The following is a 15,267-nucleotide window of genomic DNA, read 5'->3' on the forward strand; positions in this document are numbered from 1 at the left end:
CATGTTCGCGAAACGTTCTTCTTTCTTTGTCCAATCAAACTTCCGCCGGAGGCTCGACACTTGCAAGCGGCACAGGTTCCGCCATAGCGTCCGACTATGAGCCACGCGAAATATCCTGCCATTTCAGACCTGAAGGACCGCGCCCGCCGCAGGATCCCGCATTTCGTGTGGGAATACCTCGACAGCGCGACAGGGGACGAGGCGACCATGCATCGCAATCGCGCGGCACTGGAGTCCATTCTTCTTCAGCCGTCGATCCTGCACGGTGAATTCACGCCTGATCTGTCAACCAGCCTGCTCGGGCGCAGCTATCCCCTGCCGATAGGGATCGCACCTGTCGGCATGTCCGGGCTGATCTGGCCCGGCGCAGAGAAAATGCTGGCGCGGACAGCCGCAAAGGAAGGCATCCCCTACACCATTTCAACCGTCGCAACGCAGGCACCCGAGGATGTGGGCCCGCATATGGGCGATCAGGGCTGGTTCCAGATCTACCCGCCGCGTGACAAGTCGATCCGCGAAGATATGCTCCGGCGTGCGCGGGACGCCGGCTTTCACACGCTTGTTCTTACGGTGGATGTGCCGGTCGCGTCGCGTCGCGAACGCCAGACGCGCGGCGGCCTGACGCAGCCGCCGAAACTGTCGGGTCGTCTGGCCTTGCAAGCAGCGATATGCCCCGCTTGGCTGATGGGAATCTACCAGACCGGCATGCCACGCATGAAGCTGATGGACAGCTACGCCGAACAGAAGACCAAACTGCCATCCAACCAGCATGTCGGCTACCTGCTGCGCACGTCGCCGGACTGGACCTATCTGGCCGCCTTGCGCGATGAATGGGATGGCCCTTTGATCGTGAAGGGTGTTCTGGACGCGCGCGATTGCGACCGGCTCAAGTCTGACGGAGCCGACGCCATCTGGATCAGCAATCACGCCGGCCGCCAATTCGCCGCGGCCCCGGCGACAATTGACGTCCTCGCGCAGGTCCGCGCCGCGACAGATTTGCCTGTTATCATTGACAGTGGTTTCACGGGCGGACTTGACGTGCTGCGCGCACTCGCTCTTGGCGCGGATTTCGTGATGATGGGGCGTCCGTTTCACTATGGCATTGCCGCGATGGGTGAACCCGGTGCCGCCCATGTCATCGATATCATCCGCCAGGATATGATCGCGAACATGGGGCAACTAGGCACCAGAACGCTGTCCGAATTGCCAAACCGCCTCATTTCTACGCAATAACCCGTATAGACGCCCTGCATTTCACGCCATAGAAATGCTGCAACTGCAAAAGGGACTGCCATGGCCGACTTCAAGAAAATCCTCATTGCCAACCGCGGTGAAATCGCAATCCGCATCATGCGCGCCGCCAACGAGATGGGAAAGAAAACCGTCGCGGTCTTTGCAGAAGAGGACAAGCTGGGTTTGCACCGCTTCAAGGCCGATGAAGCCTACCGCATCGGCGAGGGCATGGGACCTGTCGCCGCGTATCTGTCGATTGAGGAAATCATCCGTGTCGCCAAGATGTCCGGGGCCGATGCAATCCACCCGGGCTATGGTCTTTTGTCCGAGAACCCTGATTTCGTGGATGCCTGCACCGACAACGGCATCACCTTCATTGGTCCCAAAGCCAAGACGATGCGCCAGTTGGGTGACAAGGCCAGCGCCCGCCGGGTGGCAATCGAGGCCGGCGTGCCCGTCATTCCTGCCACCGAAGTGCTGGGCGAGGATATGGCCGCGATCAAGAAAGAGGCCAAGAAGGTCGGCTATCCCCTGATGCTCAAGGCATCATGGGGTGGTGGTGGTCGCGGGATGCGCCCCATCATGTCCGAGGACGAACTGGAAGAAAAAGTGCGCGAGGGCCGTCGCGAGGCCGAAGCCGCATTCGGCAACGGTGAAGGGTATCTTGAAAAGATGATCATGCGCGCCCGCCACGTCGAGGTGCAGATCCTTGGCGACAGCCATGGTGCGATCTACCATTTGTGGGAGCGTGATTGTTCGGTGCAGCGCCGCAACCAGAAGGTCGTTGAGCGCGCCCCTGCCCCCTATCTGTCCGGCACGCAACGCGAACAGCTTTGCCAATTGGGCAAGAAGATCTGCCAGCACGTGAACTATGAATGCGCGGGTACCGTCGAATTCCTGATGGATATGGACAGTGGTGAATTCTACTTTATCGAGGTGAACCCGCGCGTGCAGGTCGAACACACTGTCACCGAGGAAGTCACAGGCATCGACATCGTGCGCGCCCAGATCCTGATTGCCGAAGGCAAATCGCTGGTCGAGGCCACGGGCTGTGCGTCCCAGTATGACGTCAAACTTGACGGGCACGCCTTGCAATGTCGTGTCACGACCGAAGACCCGCAGAACAATTTCATCCCCGACTATGGTCGCATCCAGATGTATCGCAGCGCCACAGGTCCGGGTATCCGCCTTGACGGTGGCACGGCCTATTCCGGTGCGGTCATCACACGTTATTACGACTCGCTTTTGACCAAGGTCACCGCCCGCGCCCCGACGCCCGAAATGGCTATTGCCCGGATGGATCGTGCCTTGCGCGAATTCCGGATACGCGGGGTGTCCACCAACATCGCTTTTGTCGAAAATCTGCTGAAGCATCCGACGTTCCTGAACAATGAATACCACACGAAGTTCATCGACGAGACGCCTGATCTGATGAAGTTTTCCAAGCGTCGGGATCGGGCGACAAAGATCCTGACCTACATCGCGGATATTACCGTGAACGGGCATCCGGAAACCGCAGGTCGCGCCTTGCCAGCGGCCGATGTGAAGCCGCCCAGACCTGTTGTCAAGCCGACCAAGGACATTCCGCATGGCACACGCAACATTCTGGACGATCTCGGCCCGGAGGCTGTCGCCGACTGGATGCGCGATCAGAAACAGCTGCTGATCACGGACACGACGATGCGTGATGGCCATCAGTCCTTGCTGGCCACACGGATGCGGTCGATCGACATGATCAACGCGGCACCCGCCTACGCGACAAAGATGAACCAGCTTTTCAGCGTGGAATGCTGGGGTGGTGCGACGTTCGATGTAGCCTATCGTTTCTTGCAGGAATGCCCCTGGCAACGTCTGCGCGATATACGTGCGCACATGCCCAATATCATGACGCAGATGCTGCTGCGCGCCTCGAACGGCGTCGGCTACACCAACTATCCCGACAACGTGGTGCAGGAATTCGTGCGGCAGGCCGCCGTTTCCGGTGTCGATGTGTTCCGTGTGTTCGACAGCCTGAACTGGGTCGAAAACATGCGGATTGCGATGGACGCTGTGATCAAGGCCAACAAGGTCTGCGAAGGCACCATCTGCTACACAGGCGATATGATGGACCCGGACCGGTCCAAGTATGATCTGAAATATTATGTCGGTATGGCCAAGGATCTTGAGGCAGCCGGTGCCCATGTGCTGGGCCTGAAGGATATGGCCGGATTGCTCAAACCCGCCGCCGCGACAGCGCTTGTCACGGCATTAAAGGAAGAAGTCGGCTTGCCGATCCACTTCCACACGCATGACACATCCGGTGCGGCCATTGCCACGGTACTGGCTGCCTCTGCCGCTGGCGTTGACTGCGTCGATGGGGCGATGGATGCGCTGTCGGGCAATACGTCTCAGCCGACGCTGGGGTCGATTGTCGAGGCGTTGAAAGGCACGGATCGTGATACCGGCCTTGATATCAAGGCGATCCGCGAGATTTCCAACTATTGGGAACAGGTGCGCGAACACTACAAGGCGTTTGAAAGCGGGCTGCAGGCCCCTGCATCCGAAGTCTATTTGCACGAAATGCCGGGCGGGCAGTTCACCAACCTCAAGGCGCAGGCGCGCAGTCTGGGTCTGGAAGAACGCTGGCACGAGGTCGCGCAGACCTATGCCGATGTTAACCAGATGTTCGGCGATATCGTCAAAGTGACGCCATCCTCCAAGGTTGTCGGTGATATGGCTCTGATGATGGTCAGCCAGAACCTGACCCGCGCGGATGTCGAAGACCCCAAGACCGACGTTGTTTTCCCCGACTCGGTTGTCGAAATGATGCGCGGCGCGCTGGGCCAACCCCCTGGTGGCTGGCCGAAAGCGATCCAGAAGAAAGTGCTGAAAAGCGAGACGCCGATCACGGAACGCCCCGGCAAATCGTTGCCGCCCGTCGATCTGGACGCCAAGCGTACGGAGTTGACCGACCTTCTGGAAGGCAAGGCGATCGATGACGAGGACCTCAATGGCTATCTGATGTATCCCAAGGTTTTTCTTGATTACATGGGGCGTCACCGCATTTACGGCCCCGTACGTACCCTGCCCACGCGCACGTTCTTTTATGGGATGGAACCGGGCGAGGAAATCGTTGCGGAAATCGACCCCGGCAAGACGCTGGAAATTCGCCTGCAGGCTGTTTCCGACATGAACGAGGACGGCGAGGTCAAGGTCTTTTTCGAGTTGAACGGCCAGCCCCGTGCAATCCGTGTCAAGAACCGCCTCGCCGCCGCTGACAAGGTCACACGGCCGAAGGCGGAACCGGGCAACGAAAACCACATTGGTGCGCCGATGCCGGGCGTTGTTGCTACGGTCGGCGTGCAGGCCGGGCAGAAGGTCAAGGAAGGCGATCTGCTGTTGACCATCGAAGCGATGAAGATGGAAACCGGCATTCATGCCGAACGGGACGCAACAGTGAAGGCTGTCCATATCACGGCGGGTGGTCAAATCGACGCCAAAGATTTGCTGGTCGAATTCGAATGATTGCACGTGCGTTGGTCCTTGGGTTGGCTCTTGCCTTGCCTGTTGCGGCTGGCGCGGAGGTCCTGCCGGAACCCGATCCCACCGTTCTGTTTGACGCCAATGATCCGGAAATGAACTCGGCCATCACGGCGGCACGCAAGTCATTGCCGTTGTTTTTGAACAACGCGCTGGATGCCGACGGTTTTGGCCCGCGAGGCGCATACGTGAAAGTGCGGTTCCCTGTCAGCGGCGGGAATTTCGACAACGAGAATATCTGGGTCGGCCCGTTCCTGAGGCTGGATCGGGCCGATTTCGTTGGTCTGTTGGCCAATCAGCCCGAAGCCATGCCGGGCCTGAATGCCGGCGATCAGGTGACGTTTGACTACGACATGATCGTGGACTGGAACCTCGACGCGGGTGCCGGGCGTTTCTACGGAGATTACACGACGCGGGTCGTAATCAGCAGGCTGAGCCAGAGCGAGCAGAATCACTACAAGGCGCGGTTCATCGACCCGCCCGTCCCGACGGACTGGTTGCGCTGAAGAAACTTTGCCGGACGGGTTGCATCGCGACCTGTGCATGACATGGTCGCCCTGCACGCTTTACAGGATTGACCATGCTTCCCATCACATCCGTTTTCGCCGCGCTGATCGCGCTTTTATTTCTCGCACTCAGCTTTCATGTGATCGCCTATCGGCGCGCCAAGTTGATTTCGCTAGGTGATCATGGTGACAAGGCGCTTGAGACCCGCGTGCGCGCGCAGGCCAATTGTGCCGAATACGCCCCGCTTGGGCTGATCCTTTTGGCCCTTGTCGAAATGGCCGGTGCCCCCGCTGTCGCGACGATTGTGCTGGGAATGGCGCTGCTTGCCGGACGTCTTTTGCATGCGGTCGGGTTTTGGGGAGAGCGTCCAGTGATGGCTTTCCGCGTCTACGGCATGTTGCTGACGACGGGGATGATTTTTGTCGCTGCAATTGGCCTACTGCTCCACCGCTTGTTCTAAGTGATTGGCGGGATCGCGCGGGCCGCGGCCACAAAATGAACATTCAGCGCAATTTTGCACTTGCGCGGCGGCGGAACACTTTATAGATCAGCCTTCACGGATGCGGGCGTAGCTCAGGGGTAGAGCATAACCTTGCCAAGGTTAGGGTCGTGAGTTCGAATCTCATCGCCCGCTCCAATCAGACGGACATACCCGGTTCGTCAGCAAGAAAAGGTCGCCCTTGGGCGGCCTTTTGCTTTTCCGACCCTGTTTCTATGCGGTTTGCCCGTTTCATGCTAAGCTGGCGGTATTCATTGAATCCATTTTTTCATTTCAAGGAGAAGGCCCATGTGTATGTGCCATAACCCGATTAATTGTATCGTACCGCCCCATATGCTTGACGTGATGATGCTGCGTGGCGACAAATCTGTCCGCAAGATGGCGGAAAGCCTCATGAAGGTGTCCGACTCGGTCCGCGAGGATCGCGCCGCCCACAGCGGGTCTGGCGTCGTGCCGACCGCAGCCGGTGCGGGAACTTTCGTATCACGCGCGCTTGCGTTGGGCGCAGCGGATGCCCACACCTGTGACCGGCGTGTTCATGACGGCGACGAGAAAGCTGCACTGCCGGGTAATCTGGTCCGCGGCGAAGGCGACGCTGCAACTGGCGATGAGGAGGTTGACCGCGCCTATGACGGGGCCGGTGATGTGTTCAACCTTTATTCCGAAGAATTCGACCGCAATTCCATCGACGGTTTCGGCATGCCCATCGTGCAGACCGTCCACCACCGGCGCAATTACAACAACGCGTTCTGGAATGGCGAGCAGATGGCTTATGGCGATGGCGACGGGGAAATCTTCCAGACCTTCACAGAGCTTTCGGTGATCGCCCATGAAATTTCGCACGGTGTTGTCCAGCATTCGGGCGGCCTGATTTATCAGGGCCAGTCGGGCGCATTGAACGAAAGTTACGCCGATGTGTTCGGCGCGATGACCCAGCAGCGCAGTCAGGGGCAGGACGTTTATCAGGCCGACTGGCTGGTCGGCAAAGGTATCCTTGGCCCCAATATAAATGGTGTTGCCTTGCGGTCCATGAAAGCACCGGGCACCGCTTATTCGGACGCGTTGCTGGGACAGGATCCGCAGCCCTATCACATGGATTTCTACGTCAACACGACGTCTGATAACGGTGGCGTCCACATTAATTCGGGCATCCCCAACCACGCCTTTTACCTTTACTGCATGTATCTGGGTGGCAATGCGTGGGAACGCCCCGGACAGATCTGGTACAAGGCCTTGCAGAAGATCAACAATCCCCATGCGACCTTTGGCGATTGGGCTGCGCAGACGCTTGACGCCTCTATCGAACTTTATGGTGCGGGCAGCTATGAGATGATGATGCTGCGGCGTGCCTGGAACCTTGTTGGCATTGATATCTGACAGTAGGGTTTTGACATGGGATGCGGTCTGACAGTAGCGGGGTGTCTTGCGATGATGATAGAAATTAGCACAAGCGGCGGTTTTGGCGGGCTTCAGGCTGCGGGCATGACAAAGCTGGCCACCGTCGAAGATCTGCCGCAACCGGAACATGATCGCATATGTGCGGCTTTCGCCCCGAGCGCCCTGGCAGAGATCGCCGGAAAGGCCCCGCCTGCGGGCCGTGCCGATACGATCACCTATGACATCACTGTTACCGATGACTCCGGTGCCCATCATTTCAAGCTGGATGAAACACAGATACCGCCCACGATGCTGGACATGATCGACGCCCTGCCCCGCAAGCGATAGCCGCGCTCAACGTGGCGCGGAAGCCTCTGACCACGCCCACCTGTGCGCGGCCACTTGGCGTGTGCGCTGCTGCTGCCTATAAGGCCGCAACACAAGCCGGAGTTTCCCATGCGCACCGCCACGATTACCCGCAAGACCGCCGAGACGGATATTTCCGTGACCATTAATCTTGATGGCACAGGCGTCTATGACAACCAGACCGGTGTCGGCTTCTTCGATCACATGCTGGATCAACTGTCGCGCCATGCGCTGATTGATATGGAGGTGCGTGCCACGGGTGATCTGCACATCGACGATCACCACACGGTGGAGGATGTGGGAATTGCGCTAGGCCAGGCATTGTCGACCGCGTTGGGCGACAAGAAGGGCATCCGGCGTTATGGATCGTGTCAACTTGCGATGGATGACGCGCAGGTCCGATGTGCGCTGGATCTGTCTGCGCGGCCCTACCTGATCTGCAACCTTGATCTGCCTTACGGCAAGATCGGCACGTTCGACACAGAGCTGGTGCGCGAATTCTTTCAGGCGTTCAGCACCCATGGCGGGATTACCTTGCACATCGACAAGCTGCACGGTTTCAACGCCCACCACATCACCGAGGCAGCGTTCAAGGCGGTCGCCCGTGCTTTGCGCGAAGCCGTTGAGACTGACCCGCGCAAGGCGGATGCGATACCGTCCACCAAAGGCAGCCTATGACCACTGTCCTGATCGACTATGACAGCGGCAATCTGCATTCGGCGCAAAAGGCGTTTGAACGCATGGCCGTCGAGGTGGATGCGGGGCCCGTCGTCGTAACGTCTGACGCCGATGTGGTAGCCAAGGCCGACCGTATCGTGTTGCCTGGTGACGGGGCCTTTCCACACTGCCGCGACGCGCTTTTCAGCCGGTCCGCACTGGCCGAAGCAATCATCGATTCGGTAGAGAGACGCGGTGTACCGTTCTTCGGCATCTGCGTCGGTATGCAGATGCTAGCCACGACGGGCCACGAGTATGAACCGACCCCCGGGTTTGGCTGGATCGCAGGCGATATTCTGCCGATCGCGGCCCCCAATCTGAAGGTGCCTCACATGGGTTGGAATGACCTTGTGATTGACCGCCCGCACCCGGTTCTGGACGGCGTCAAAACTGGCGATCATGCCTATTTCGTGCACAGCTTTGCCTTGCAAGCCACTGATCCGGCTGATGTTCTGGCACATGCGGCTTATGGCGGCGCCGTGACCGCGATGGTGGCCCGTGACAATATCGTTGGTGCGCAGTTTCACCCGGAAAAAAGCCAGTCCGCCGGTTTGCGCATGATCGGCAATTTCCTGCGTTGGGCCCCTTAGGGACTCGCCTTTTTCGCCCTTTTTGGCCAGCTTGCGGCCACCATGAAAAAACACATCCTTATTACAGTTCTCGTCGCCCTTGCTGCGTGTAGTCCACGGGCCGAGGTCGTTGAAGCATCCGCGCCGGCGGCGGTTGCCCTTAATCCCGGCGAAACGCCTCAGATGCGGGCGTTGGTCAAGAAATACGCCAAGGTCCATGACATACCCGAAAGCCTGCTGCATCGCGTCATTCAACGCGAAAGCGACTATCGCCCCGGTGCCCGCAACGGACCCTATTACGGACTGATGCAAATCCTGCCAGCGACGGCGCGGTCGATGGGTTTTACCGGCAGCCCGCGCGAGTTGCTGGATGCCGAAACCAACCTGCTTTACGCCGGGCGCTATCTGCGTGGTGCCTATCTGGTGGCGGATGGTGACGAAGCCGAGGCCGTGCAGTGGTATGCCCGTGGCTATTACTATGCCGCGCGCGACAAATGCCTGCTGGTCGCCACCGGCCTTGCAGATCGCGAACGCTGCTGAAAACGAAAAAGGGCCGTGCGATCTGCACGGCCCTTTGCGTTGTCAATCTGGGGAATGCTTAGCCCGCACGCACCCAGTTCTGGCTGGCGCAGATCAGGCCGCCGGCAACACAGCCCTGCAGACGCAGGGAATTGCCGGATACTGTCATCTTGCCGATGTATGTCTTGCCGTTGGACGGGCGGAACACCTGACCGTCATAGGATCCGTCACCGTTCGGCACCATATTGATCACAATCTGCTTGCCGATATTAGGCGACTGGTATTCGGACCCATCAGCGTTGAACGTGCGCTGGATCTTACCGCAAACCGCGCTGCCGCAAGGCTGCATCTGGATGTGGGCGAACGACCCGTCGTCGACCTCTGTCTGCCAGATGCCGACTGCGGCATCCTGTGCTGTCGCTGCACCTGCAAATCCGATGATGGCGACCAAGGCCAGTAGAATCTTCTTCATCTCTTACTCCTCCCTAGAGTGATGGAAAATCTTTGCCCTCGCGCCTCGCGTCAGGCAACCGTAACGTTGGGTCGGTTGCATCCGATCCGGTGTCGGGGCAAAAGATGGCGAACACACGAAAGGCCTGACCGATGATCCTTTATCCCGCCATTGACCTCAAAGACGGGAAGGCTGTGCGCCTTGTGCATGGTGACATGGATCAGACCACCGTTTTCAATGACGATCCCGCTGCGCAGGCCAAGGAATTCGTTGCCGCTGGTTGCTCGTGGTTGCATCTTGTCGATCTGAACGGTGCCTTTGCCGGTGAGCCCGTAAACGCCGCCCCTGTCGAGGCTATTCTGAAGGCGTGCCCTGTTCCCGCCCAGTTGGGGGGTGGTATCCGTGACATGGCCACAATCGCCCGCTGGATCGATAAAGGGCTGGCACGGGTCATCCTTGGCACCGTCGCGGTCGAAAACCCCGACCTTGTCCGCGAGGCAGCCCGCGAGTTTCCCGGCAAGGTTGCTGTCGGCCTGGATGCGCGCAACGGGTTTGTTGCCACTCGTGGATGGGCGGAAGAAACCGATGTGCAGGTGACGGACCTTGCAAGATCGTTCGAGGATGCAGGCATCGCGGCCATCATCTATACCGATATTCTGCGTGATGGTGCGATGAAAGGCCCGAATATTGCCGCGACCGAAGCGCTGGCGCGGGCCGTTGATATTCCGGTCATTGCCTCGGGCGGCGTGTCGTCGATGGATGATCTGAAGGCGCTGAAAGACACCGGCGTGATTGCTGGCGCGATTTCGGGCCGTGCGCTTTATGACGGTGCGATTGATCTGTCAGAGGCGCTGTCATTATTGAAATGAGTGGTGTCGCGCAGGCCTTTTTCTTTGTCTATGGACCCGTGATTCTGGTCTGCGGTTTGGCCTATCTCTGGTCACGGCTAACGATGATTGGCTGGCTGTCAAAGCTTCTGCGCCGCAGTGCTGTCTTCTGGGGGGCCTGGCTGCTCATCGTGCTGGTTGTCGCTGTCCTTCCGCCTTACTTTTGCGAAGGGAGCGCGCTTTACAGCTACAATCAGTGCAGGGTGATCTCGGACGGCGTCGCAAACCTCGTCAACGGGTTGGCAATCCTGAGTTATCTGGTGGGCATCATCTATGGCGTGATCCTGTTTTCGGCCGCAGGGCTGACATCGCTGCTTGCCCTGCCGCCGGACCCGGACGCCTAGTTCGCGCCCAGTGCCTTGTCGGTCAACCCGTTCAGCGCGCCGTTGACCTTGGCGATGACGTCATCCGAAACATCGAGGCCTGCGAACATGTCCTCTGCCGGTGTCCAACGCATTTGCGTGTTCCCGTCTGCATCGGCGTAGGCCAGTACCCGCAAGGGCAGCACCAGCCCGGCGCGCAGATCTTCTTCCATCGCAAGCGTGCCAAGCGCGGGATTTCCGAAAATCAGGAGCTGTGCGTCGGGGATCGACTTATCAACCGAGGCGGCACCAGCCGTGTGGTCGACGCGGGCAAAGACTGTGGCACCGGCCCCTTCGACCGCAGCAACAAGCCCGTCGATCGTTTCGGACACGGACATTGGGGATGGTTTCATCATATCTTCGGCCATAACAGGGGTGGAAAATGCCAATAGCGCGGCGGTCAGGACGTATTTCATAGACACGGACTCCTTTGTGTTCAGATCAAACGCATAGCACAGCCCCCTTCCCCTTTCGCGGCAATCCGCCTAAACCTCACGCCATGTTGAAGACCCGGATCATCCCCTGCCTTGATGTTGCCGAAGGGCGCACCGTGAAAGGCGTGAATTTCGTCGATCTGATCGACGCTGGCGATCCGGTCGAGCAGGCTATCGCCTATAACGCCGCCGGCGCGGACGAGCTTTGCTTTCTGGACATCAAAGCCACCCATGAAAACCGTGGCACAATGTTTGATCTGGCCACGCGCACGGCTGAACAATGTTTCATGCCGCTGACCATCGGCGGCGGCGTGCGCACGCATCATGATGTGCGAGATCTCTTGCTGGCGGGTGCCGACAAGGTCAGTTTCAATTCCGCCGCCGTCGCCAACCCCGACGTCGTGGCAGAAGCCGCGATGCGCTTTGGCAGCCAATGTATCGTGGTGGCGATCGATGCGAAAACCGTCAGCCCCGGCAAGTGGGAGATTTTCACCCATGGCGGCCGCAAACCGACGGGAATCGACGCCGTCGCGTTTGCGCGCACGGTCGTGGCAAAAGGGGCCGGAGAGATCCTGCTGACCTCGATGGATCGTGACGGCACCAAGACCGGGTTCAACCTGCCGTTGACCAAGGCCGTCAGCGATGCCGTCAATGTGCCGGTCATTGCATCAGGCGGCGTGGGCACACTTGATCATCTTGTCGAAGGTGTCACCGAAGGCGGTGCATCAGCGGTGCTGGCTGCGTCGATCTTTCACTTTGGCACCTACACCATCGCAGAGGCCAAGCAGCATATGGCTAACGCCGGAATTCCTGTGAGGTTGCAATGACGCTGAACGAACTTGCCGCGACGATTCAATCCCGTAAGACGGCCGATCCCGAGAGCAGCTGGACAGCCAAGTTGCTTTCACAGGGTGTAGAGAAATGTGCCGAGAAATTCGGTGAAGAATCCATCGAAGCAATCATCGAAGCTGTCAAGGGCGACCGTGAACGGCTTACATCAGAAGCGGCGGATGTGCTTTACCATCTGCTTGTCATGCTGAGCGCCTGTGATGTCGATCTGGCAGATGTGTTGGACGTGCTGGCCAAGCGGCAAGGCACATCTGGACTTGTGGAAAAGGCGAACCGGTAGCGCCCAGCCTGTCTGATCAGAGTTTGGACGAAATCACACCTGTCGCGAAACCGCCCATGCGCAACTCTCCGAACAGGCGCTGATATTCGATCTTTGGGCAGCGGTCCTGAATGACGGTCACCCCCTTAGCTTCTGCAATTGCTGCCGACTCTGCGTGCATGACACCGATCTGCATCCAGATTGTCTGCAGGTCCGGCCAGCGTGCCAAAGCAGCGTCGACAATCGGTGGCACGGCGTCAGAACGGCGAAAGATATCAACCATATCGACACGATCCGGCACCTCGCCAAGGTCGCCATAGACCGTTTCACCCAAGAGCGTCTGTCCCGCAATGCCGGGATTCACCGGAATCACCCGGTATCCGCGCAGCCCCAGATAGCGGGCGACAAAATAGCTGGGGCGCACGGGATTGGCCGAAACGCCTACGACAGCAACGGTTTTGGCCCGCTGCAGCACATCTTTGAGGAAAGCATCCGAATAGGTCATGACACGAGCTTAGCTGATAAGAAAAAACGCGCCCAGAGGGGGGAACTCTGGACGCGTAGTGTTGGAACGAGGGACAGTGTCAAAGCGGATCAGTTCCAATGAACCCGCTTCCATGAATAACAGATAAGAACGATATGTGTTCCCGGAAGACTTCATCAGGAAAATGTGAACAGGCCGTTAACTAGAACCCGGTCAGTCGATGATATCTTCTATCAGGTCGAGCACTTCGCTGAAAAGCCGCCGTTTCAGCGACTTTCGTTTCTTCTTGCGTGATCCCGACCAGCGGTCATGAGAATCATAAGGAACAACACGTTGTCTTTGCACTGGGCGTGCAGGCGTCGTTGCTGACGGGCGCGTGGGATGCAGCTGCTTCATTTCGCTTAGTGGTGCACCACAGGAGTTGCAGGCCAACTCGTGGCGCTCGCGTCCGCGCAAGACAAGCGCAGCGCGGGTGCCGCAAAAACAACAGGTTGCAACTTTGGTCGCCGGCATGAATCTCTCGTCTCTTTAACTTTGAGATGCATATAGGGCGACTGCCGCCGCATTTGAAACGTTGAGTGACCCGAATTGCCCGACTACGTCGATTTTCACCAGTTGATCGCAGGTTTCGCGTGTCTTTTCGCGCAATCCCGGCCCCTCGGCCCCCATTACCAGTGCAACAGCGCGGTCCTTCTTGCCCTCAAGTGCGGTGGCGATCGACATCTCGGCCTCACCATCAAGGCCTAGCACCATATAGCCCAGCTTTTGCAATTCAGCGATGGCGTCGGCCAGATTGCGCACCCGCAGATAGGGTTGCCGTTCCAGCGCACCGGACGCGGTTTTTGCCAAGGCCCCGGTTTCTGGCGCTGCGTGCCGGCTCATTGCGACGACGGCGCGGGCACCGAACACTTCGGCAGAGCGCAGCACAGCCCCCACATTATGCGGATCGGTGACGCGGTCCAGCATGACGATGCGCGGCGGCATCGCGCCGTCGCCAAGGGCGATGTCCTGCAGTGATCCCCAATCCAGCGCCTTGACCTCAAGTGCTGCCCCTTGATGGACCGATTGCGGATCAAGCGGGGCAGCGAATTTGCGCGGGTCGGACATTTCAGGTTCGATTCCGGCTATCGCTACCGCATCGGCCAGCTTGTCCAACGCGTTCTTGGTGATGACCAGACGCAGTTTTTCGCGCTTGGGGTTTTGCAGCGCGTCGCGCACCGCATGCAAACCAAACAGCCAGACCGTTTCGGCTGCCGATTTCCGTTTGGCCTGTTCCTTGGCCACAACCCACTTTGGCTTTTTCATGCCGTCACCATCCTGTCAGGCGCATTAAGCGCGCGTACACGTTCGCGATACCGGACACCATCGCCAGTGTGAAGGCCAGCGGGATCATCAAGAGGACGATACTTGTCGAAAAGTGGGTAGGAATGCGTGATCTTATATCTCTTGGCCAGTCCCGGAATGAGACTGTGGTTGGTCCTGCTTGGTCCGTCGGGATTGCAGCCGATCTTGCGGACATTTCCAGTTGACGCCCCCTGCCCCCGCCGCTAATCAGCACGCCAGTGGGCGACAGGCCGCAAGGTGTGGCAGGGGACTGTAACTCCCTCGCGGAGACGCACGCCTGGTTCGATTCCAGGGTCGCCCACCACTTTCACACATCAGCGAAACATGCGCTGTCAGGGGATCGCGATGTCGTTGCGATTGAACCGCGCAAAATCCGTTGTGCCGTCGTCATAGGTGATTTCCACATAGACAGACTCTACTGATCCTGCAGGCAGCGTGACGTAGGGCAGATAGTCTTCGATTTCGACAAGAGAATTCGGCGCGGCGAGGTCTTCGTGACAGGGCTCCATCGGCACGGTTTGCGTCGCGTCCTCTCCGTTCAGGCCATACTTGATGTCCCACATCCCGCAGCGCCATGCCAGAAGATGCGTAAAGTAGAGCAAGTCCTGCCCGTTGAAATCACGCACGGCCACCCAGTTCGATTTCGTCATGCCAAGGATCGGCTTAACCTCAAGCGCTGTGGTGTATTTGCCCAGCGGAATCTGTTCTTCCGGCACGCGGGTGGCTGCGTCGTTGTTTGATCCTTCCATGACCACAATGGCCGCTGGTTCCGCCACAGATGCCGCTTCTTCCGGCGAGATGCCCATGGCGGTTCCGATCAGAAATGGCACATAAAGATCAAACATATCTGCTCCTGCAAATGCGGTGTCGTCAACAAGTTGCGGCCCCCTT

General features: G+C 58.7%; 18 protein-coding genes and 2 tRNA genes. 15 read left to right on the forward strand and 5 right to left on the reverse strand.

Features of this window, described 5'->3' with window-relative positions; genetic code table 11:
• The first annotated feature begins 96 nt into the window (after positions 1–96).
• From BMY44_RS08170 to BMY44_RS08215, 10 genes are all read left to right on the forward strand, one after another.
• On the forward strand, positions 97–1,233 hold the full coding sequence (locus tag BMY44_RS08170; protein WP_089992596.1) for an alpha-hydroxy acid oxidase: 1,137 nt from the start codon (positions 97–99) through the stop codon (positions 1,231–1,233).
• Between the two features lie 60 nt (positions 1,234–1,293).
• A complete protein-coding gene (locus tag BMY44_RS08175) occupies positions 1,294–4,737 on the forward strand; it encodes a pyruvate carboxylase (protein ID WP_089992598.1) in 3,444 nt (1,147 codons plus the stop codon).
• A complete protein-coding gene (locus tag BMY44_RS08180; protein ID WP_089992601.1) occupies positions 4,734–5,258 on the forward strand; it encodes a DUF2314 domain-containing protein in 525 nt (174 codons plus the stop codon). Before BMY44_RS08175 ends, BMY44_RS08180 begins: the two co-directional genes overlap by 4 nt.
• A gap of 74 nt (positions 5,259–5,332) precedes the next feature.
• The gene (locus BMY44_RS08185) at positions 5,333–5,719 is read left to right on the forward strand and encodes an MAPEG family protein (RefSeq protein WP_089992604.1); all 387 of its coding nucleotides are present in this window, start codon (positions 5,333–5,335) and stop codon (positions 5,717–5,719) included.
• A gap of 102 nt (positions 5,720–5,821) precedes the next feature.
• Positions 5,822–5,896 (forward strand) — tRNA-Gly (locus tag BMY44_RS08190).
• Positions 5,897–6,046: 150 nt separating this feature from the next.
• The gene (locus BMY44_RS08195) at positions 6,047–7,135 is read left to right on the forward strand and encodes a M4 family metallopeptidase (protein ID WP_089992607.1); all 1,089 of its coding nucleotides are present in this window, start codon (positions 6,047–6,049) and stop codon (positions 7,133–7,135) included.
• 51 nt (positions 7,136–7,186) lie between these two features.
• On the forward strand, positions 7,187–7,483 hold the full coding sequence (locus BMY44_RS08200; RefSeq protein ID WP_089992610.1) for a protealysin inhibitor emfourin: 297 nt from the start codon (positions 7,187–7,189) through the stop codon (positions 7,481–7,483).
• Positions 7,484–7,591: 108 nt separating this feature from the next.
• Positions 7,592–8,179, forward strand: a complete 588-nt coding sequence (gene hisB, locus BMY44_RS08205) for an imidazoleglycerol-phosphate dehydratase HisB (protein ID WP_089992612.1) — start codon at positions 7,592–7,594, stop codon at positions 8,177–8,179.
• A complete protein-coding gene (gene hisH, locus BMY44_RS08210; protein WP_089992615.1) occupies positions 8,176–8,808 on the forward strand; it encodes an imidazole glycerol phosphate synthase subunit HisH in 633 nt (210 codons plus the stop codon). The genes hisB and hisH overlap by 4 nt, the downstream gene beginning before the upstream one ends.
• Before the next feature lie 42 nt (positions 8,809–8,850).
• Positions 8,851–9,327 (forward strand): lytic transglycosylase domain-containing protein, encoded by a 477-nt coding sequence (locus tag BMY44_RS08215; protein ID WP_089992617.1) that lies wholly within the window; start codon positions 8,851–8,853, stop codon positions 9,325–9,327.
• A 58-nt stretch (positions 9,328–9,385) separates the two neighbouring features.
• Here BMY44_RS08215 and BMY44_RS08220 read toward each other — a convergent pair whose 3' ends face one another.
• Positions 9,386–9,778 carry a DUF2147 domain-containing protein gene (locus BMY44_RS08220; RefSeq protein ID WP_089992620.1) on the reverse strand — a complete coding sequence of 131 codons (393 nt, stop codon included), beginning with the start codon at positions 9,776–9,778 and terminating at the stop codon, positions 9,386–9,388.
• Positions 9,779–9,909: 131 nt separating this feature from the next.
• Between BMY44_RS08220 and hisA the strand changes: the two genes are divergently transcribed.
• Complete coding sequence (gene hisA / locus BMY44_RS08225) at positions 9,910–10,626, forward strand: 1-(5-phosphoribosyl)-5-[(5-phosphoribosylamino)methylideneamino]imidazole-4-carboxamide isomerase (RefSeq protein ID WP_089992622.1); 717 nt, start codon at positions 9,910–9,912, stop codon at positions 10,624–10,626.
• Positions 10,623–10,988 carry a hypothetical protein gene (locus BMY44_RS08230; RefSeq protein ID WP_089992624.1) on the forward strand — a complete coding sequence of 122 codons (366 nt, stop codon included), beginning with the start codon at positions 10,623–10,625 and terminating at the stop codon, positions 10,986–10,988. The genes hisA and BMY44_RS08230 overlap by 4 nt, the downstream gene beginning before the upstream one ends.
• On the opposite strand, the gene BMY44_RS08235 is transcribed toward BMY44_RS08230, so the two are convergent.
• Positions 10,985–11,422 carry a DUF302 domain-containing protein gene (locus BMY44_RS08235; protein WP_089992626.1) on the reverse strand — a complete coding sequence of 146 codons (438 nt, stop codon included), beginning with the start codon at positions 11,420–11,422 and terminating at the stop codon, positions 10,985–10,987. The genes BMY44_RS08230 and BMY44_RS08235 overlap by 4 nt on opposite strands.
• An 83-nt stretch (positions 11,423–11,505) precedes the next feature.
• On the opposite strand from BMY44_RS08235, the gene hisF reads away from it, so the two are divergent.
• Positions 11,506–12,267 (forward strand): imidazole glycerol phosphate synthase subunit HisF, encoded by a 762-nt coding sequence (gene hisF, locus BMY44_RS08240; RefSeq protein WP_089992629.1) that lies wholly within the window; start codon positions 11,506–11,508, stop codon positions 12,265–12,267.
• Complete coding sequence (locus BMY44_RS08245) at positions 12,264–12,569, forward strand: phosphoribosyl-ATP diphosphatase (RefSeq protein ID WP_089992631.1); 306 nt, start codon at positions 12,264–12,266, stop codon at positions 12,567–12,569. The genes hisF and BMY44_RS08245 overlap by 4 nt, the downstream gene beginning before the upstream one ends.
• Positions 12,570–12,585: 16 nt before the next feature.
• Here BMY44_RS08245 and BMY44_RS08250 read toward each other — a convergent pair whose 3' ends face one another.
• Together BMY44_RS08250 and rlmB are read right to left on the reverse strand one after the other, a co-directional pair.
• The gene (locus BMY44_RS08250) at positions 12,586–13,053 is read right to left on the reverse strand and encodes a CoA-binding protein (RefSeq protein WP_089992634.1); all 468 of its coding nucleotides are present in this window, start codon (positions 13,051–13,053) and stop codon (positions 12,586–12,588) included.
• Between the two features lie 507 nt (positions 13,054–13,560).
• Positions 13,561–14,337 carry a 23S rRNA (guanosine(2251)-2'-O)-methyltransferase RlmB gene (rlmB, locus tag BMY44_RS08260; protein ID WP_089992640.1) on the reverse strand — a complete coding sequence of 259 codons (777 nt, stop codon included), beginning with the start codon at positions 14,335–14,337 and terminating at the stop codon, positions 13,561–13,563.
• Between the two features lie 259 nt (positions 14,338–14,596).
• Between rlmB and BMY44_RS18190 the strand changes: the two genes are divergently transcribed.
• Positions 14,597–14,680: transfer RNA gene (locus BMY44_RS18190), tRNA-Tyr, on the forward strand.
• A gap of 28 nt (positions 14,681–14,708) precedes the next feature.
• On the opposite strand, the gene BMY44_RS08265 is transcribed toward BMY44_RS18190, so the two are convergent.
• Positions 14,709–15,221, reverse strand: a complete 513-nt coding sequence (locus BMY44_RS08265; RefSeq protein WP_089992643.1) for a hypothetical protein — start codon at positions 15,219–15,221, stop codon at positions 14,709–14,711.
• Positions 15,222–15,267: the final 46 nt, after the last annotated feature.

Source organism: Cognatiyoonia koreensis, assembly GCF_900109295.1.
Classification (GTDB): domain Bacteria; phylum Pseudomonadota; class Alphaproteobacteria; order Rhodobacterales; family Rhodobacteraceae; genus Cognatiyoonia; species Cognatiyoonia koreensis.

Coding starts and splice junctions, on each gene's coding strand:
- BMY44_RS08170 (WP_089992596.1), top strand. CDS start 97: ATGAGCCACGCGAAATATCCTGCCATTTCAGACCTGAAGGACCGCGCC.
- BMY44_RS08175 (WP_089992598.1), top strand. CDS start 1,294: ATGGCCGACTTCAAGAAAATCCTCATTGCCAACCGCGGTGAAATCGCA.
- BMY44_RS08180 (WP_089992601.1), top strand. CDS start 4,734: ATGATTGCACGTGCGTTGGTCCTTGGGTTGGCTCTTGCCTTGCCTGTT.
- BMY44_RS08185 (WP_089992604.1), top strand. CDS start 5,333: ATGCTTCCCATCACATCCGTTTTCGCCGCGCTGATCGCGCTTTTATTT.
- BMY44_RS08195 (WP_089992607.1), top strand. CDS start 6,047: ATGTGTATGTGCCATAACCCGATTAATTGTATCGTACCGCCCCATATG.
- BMY44_RS08200 (WP_089992610.1), top strand. CDS start 7,187: ATGATGATAGAAATTAGCACAAGCGGCGGTTTTGGCGGGCTTCAGGCT.
- hisB (WP_089992612.1), top strand. CDS start 7,592: ATGCGCACCGCCACGATTACCCGCAAGACCGCCGAGACGGATATTTCC.
- hisH (WP_089992615.1), top strand. CDS start 8,176: ATGACCACTGTCCTGATCGACTATGACAGCGGCAATCTGCATTCGGCG.
- BMY44_RS08215 (WP_089992617.1), top strand. CDS start 8,851: ATGAAAAAACACATCCTTATTACAGTTCTCGTCGCCCTTGCTGCGTGT.
- BMY44_RS08220 (WP_089992620.1), bottom strand. CDS start 9,778: ATGAAGAAGATTCTACTGGCCTTGGTCGCCATCATCGGATTTGCAGGT.
- hisA (WP_089992622.1), top strand. CDS start 9,910: ATGATCCTTTATCCCGCCATTGACCTCAAAGACGGGAAGGCTGTGCGC.
- BMY44_RS08230 (WP_089992624.1), top strand. CDS start 10,623: ATGAGTGGTGTCGCGCAGGCCTTTTTCTTTGTCTATGGACCCGTGATT.
- BMY44_RS08235 (WP_089992626.1), bottom strand. CDS start 11,422: ATGAAATACGTCCTGACCGCCGCGCTATTGGCATTTTCCACCCCTGTT.
- hisF (WP_089992629.1), top strand. CDS start 11,506: ATGTTGAAGACCCGGATCATCCCCTGCCTTGATGTTGCCGAAGGGCGC.
- BMY44_RS08245 (WP_089992631.1), top strand. CDS start 12,264: ATGACGCTGAACGAACTTGCCGCGACGATTCAATCCCGTAAGACGGCC.
- BMY44_RS08250 (WP_089992634.1), bottom strand. CDS start 13,053: ATGACCTATTCGGATGCTTTCCTCAAAGATGTGCTGCAGCGGGCCAAA.
- rlmB (WP_089992640.1), bottom strand. CDS start 14,337: ATGAAAAAGCCAAAGTGGGTTGTGGCCAAGGAACAGGCCAAACGGAAA.
- BMY44_RS08265 (WP_089992643.1), bottom strand. CDS start 15,221: ATGTTTGATCTTTATGTGCCATTTCTGATCGGAACCGCCATGGGCATC.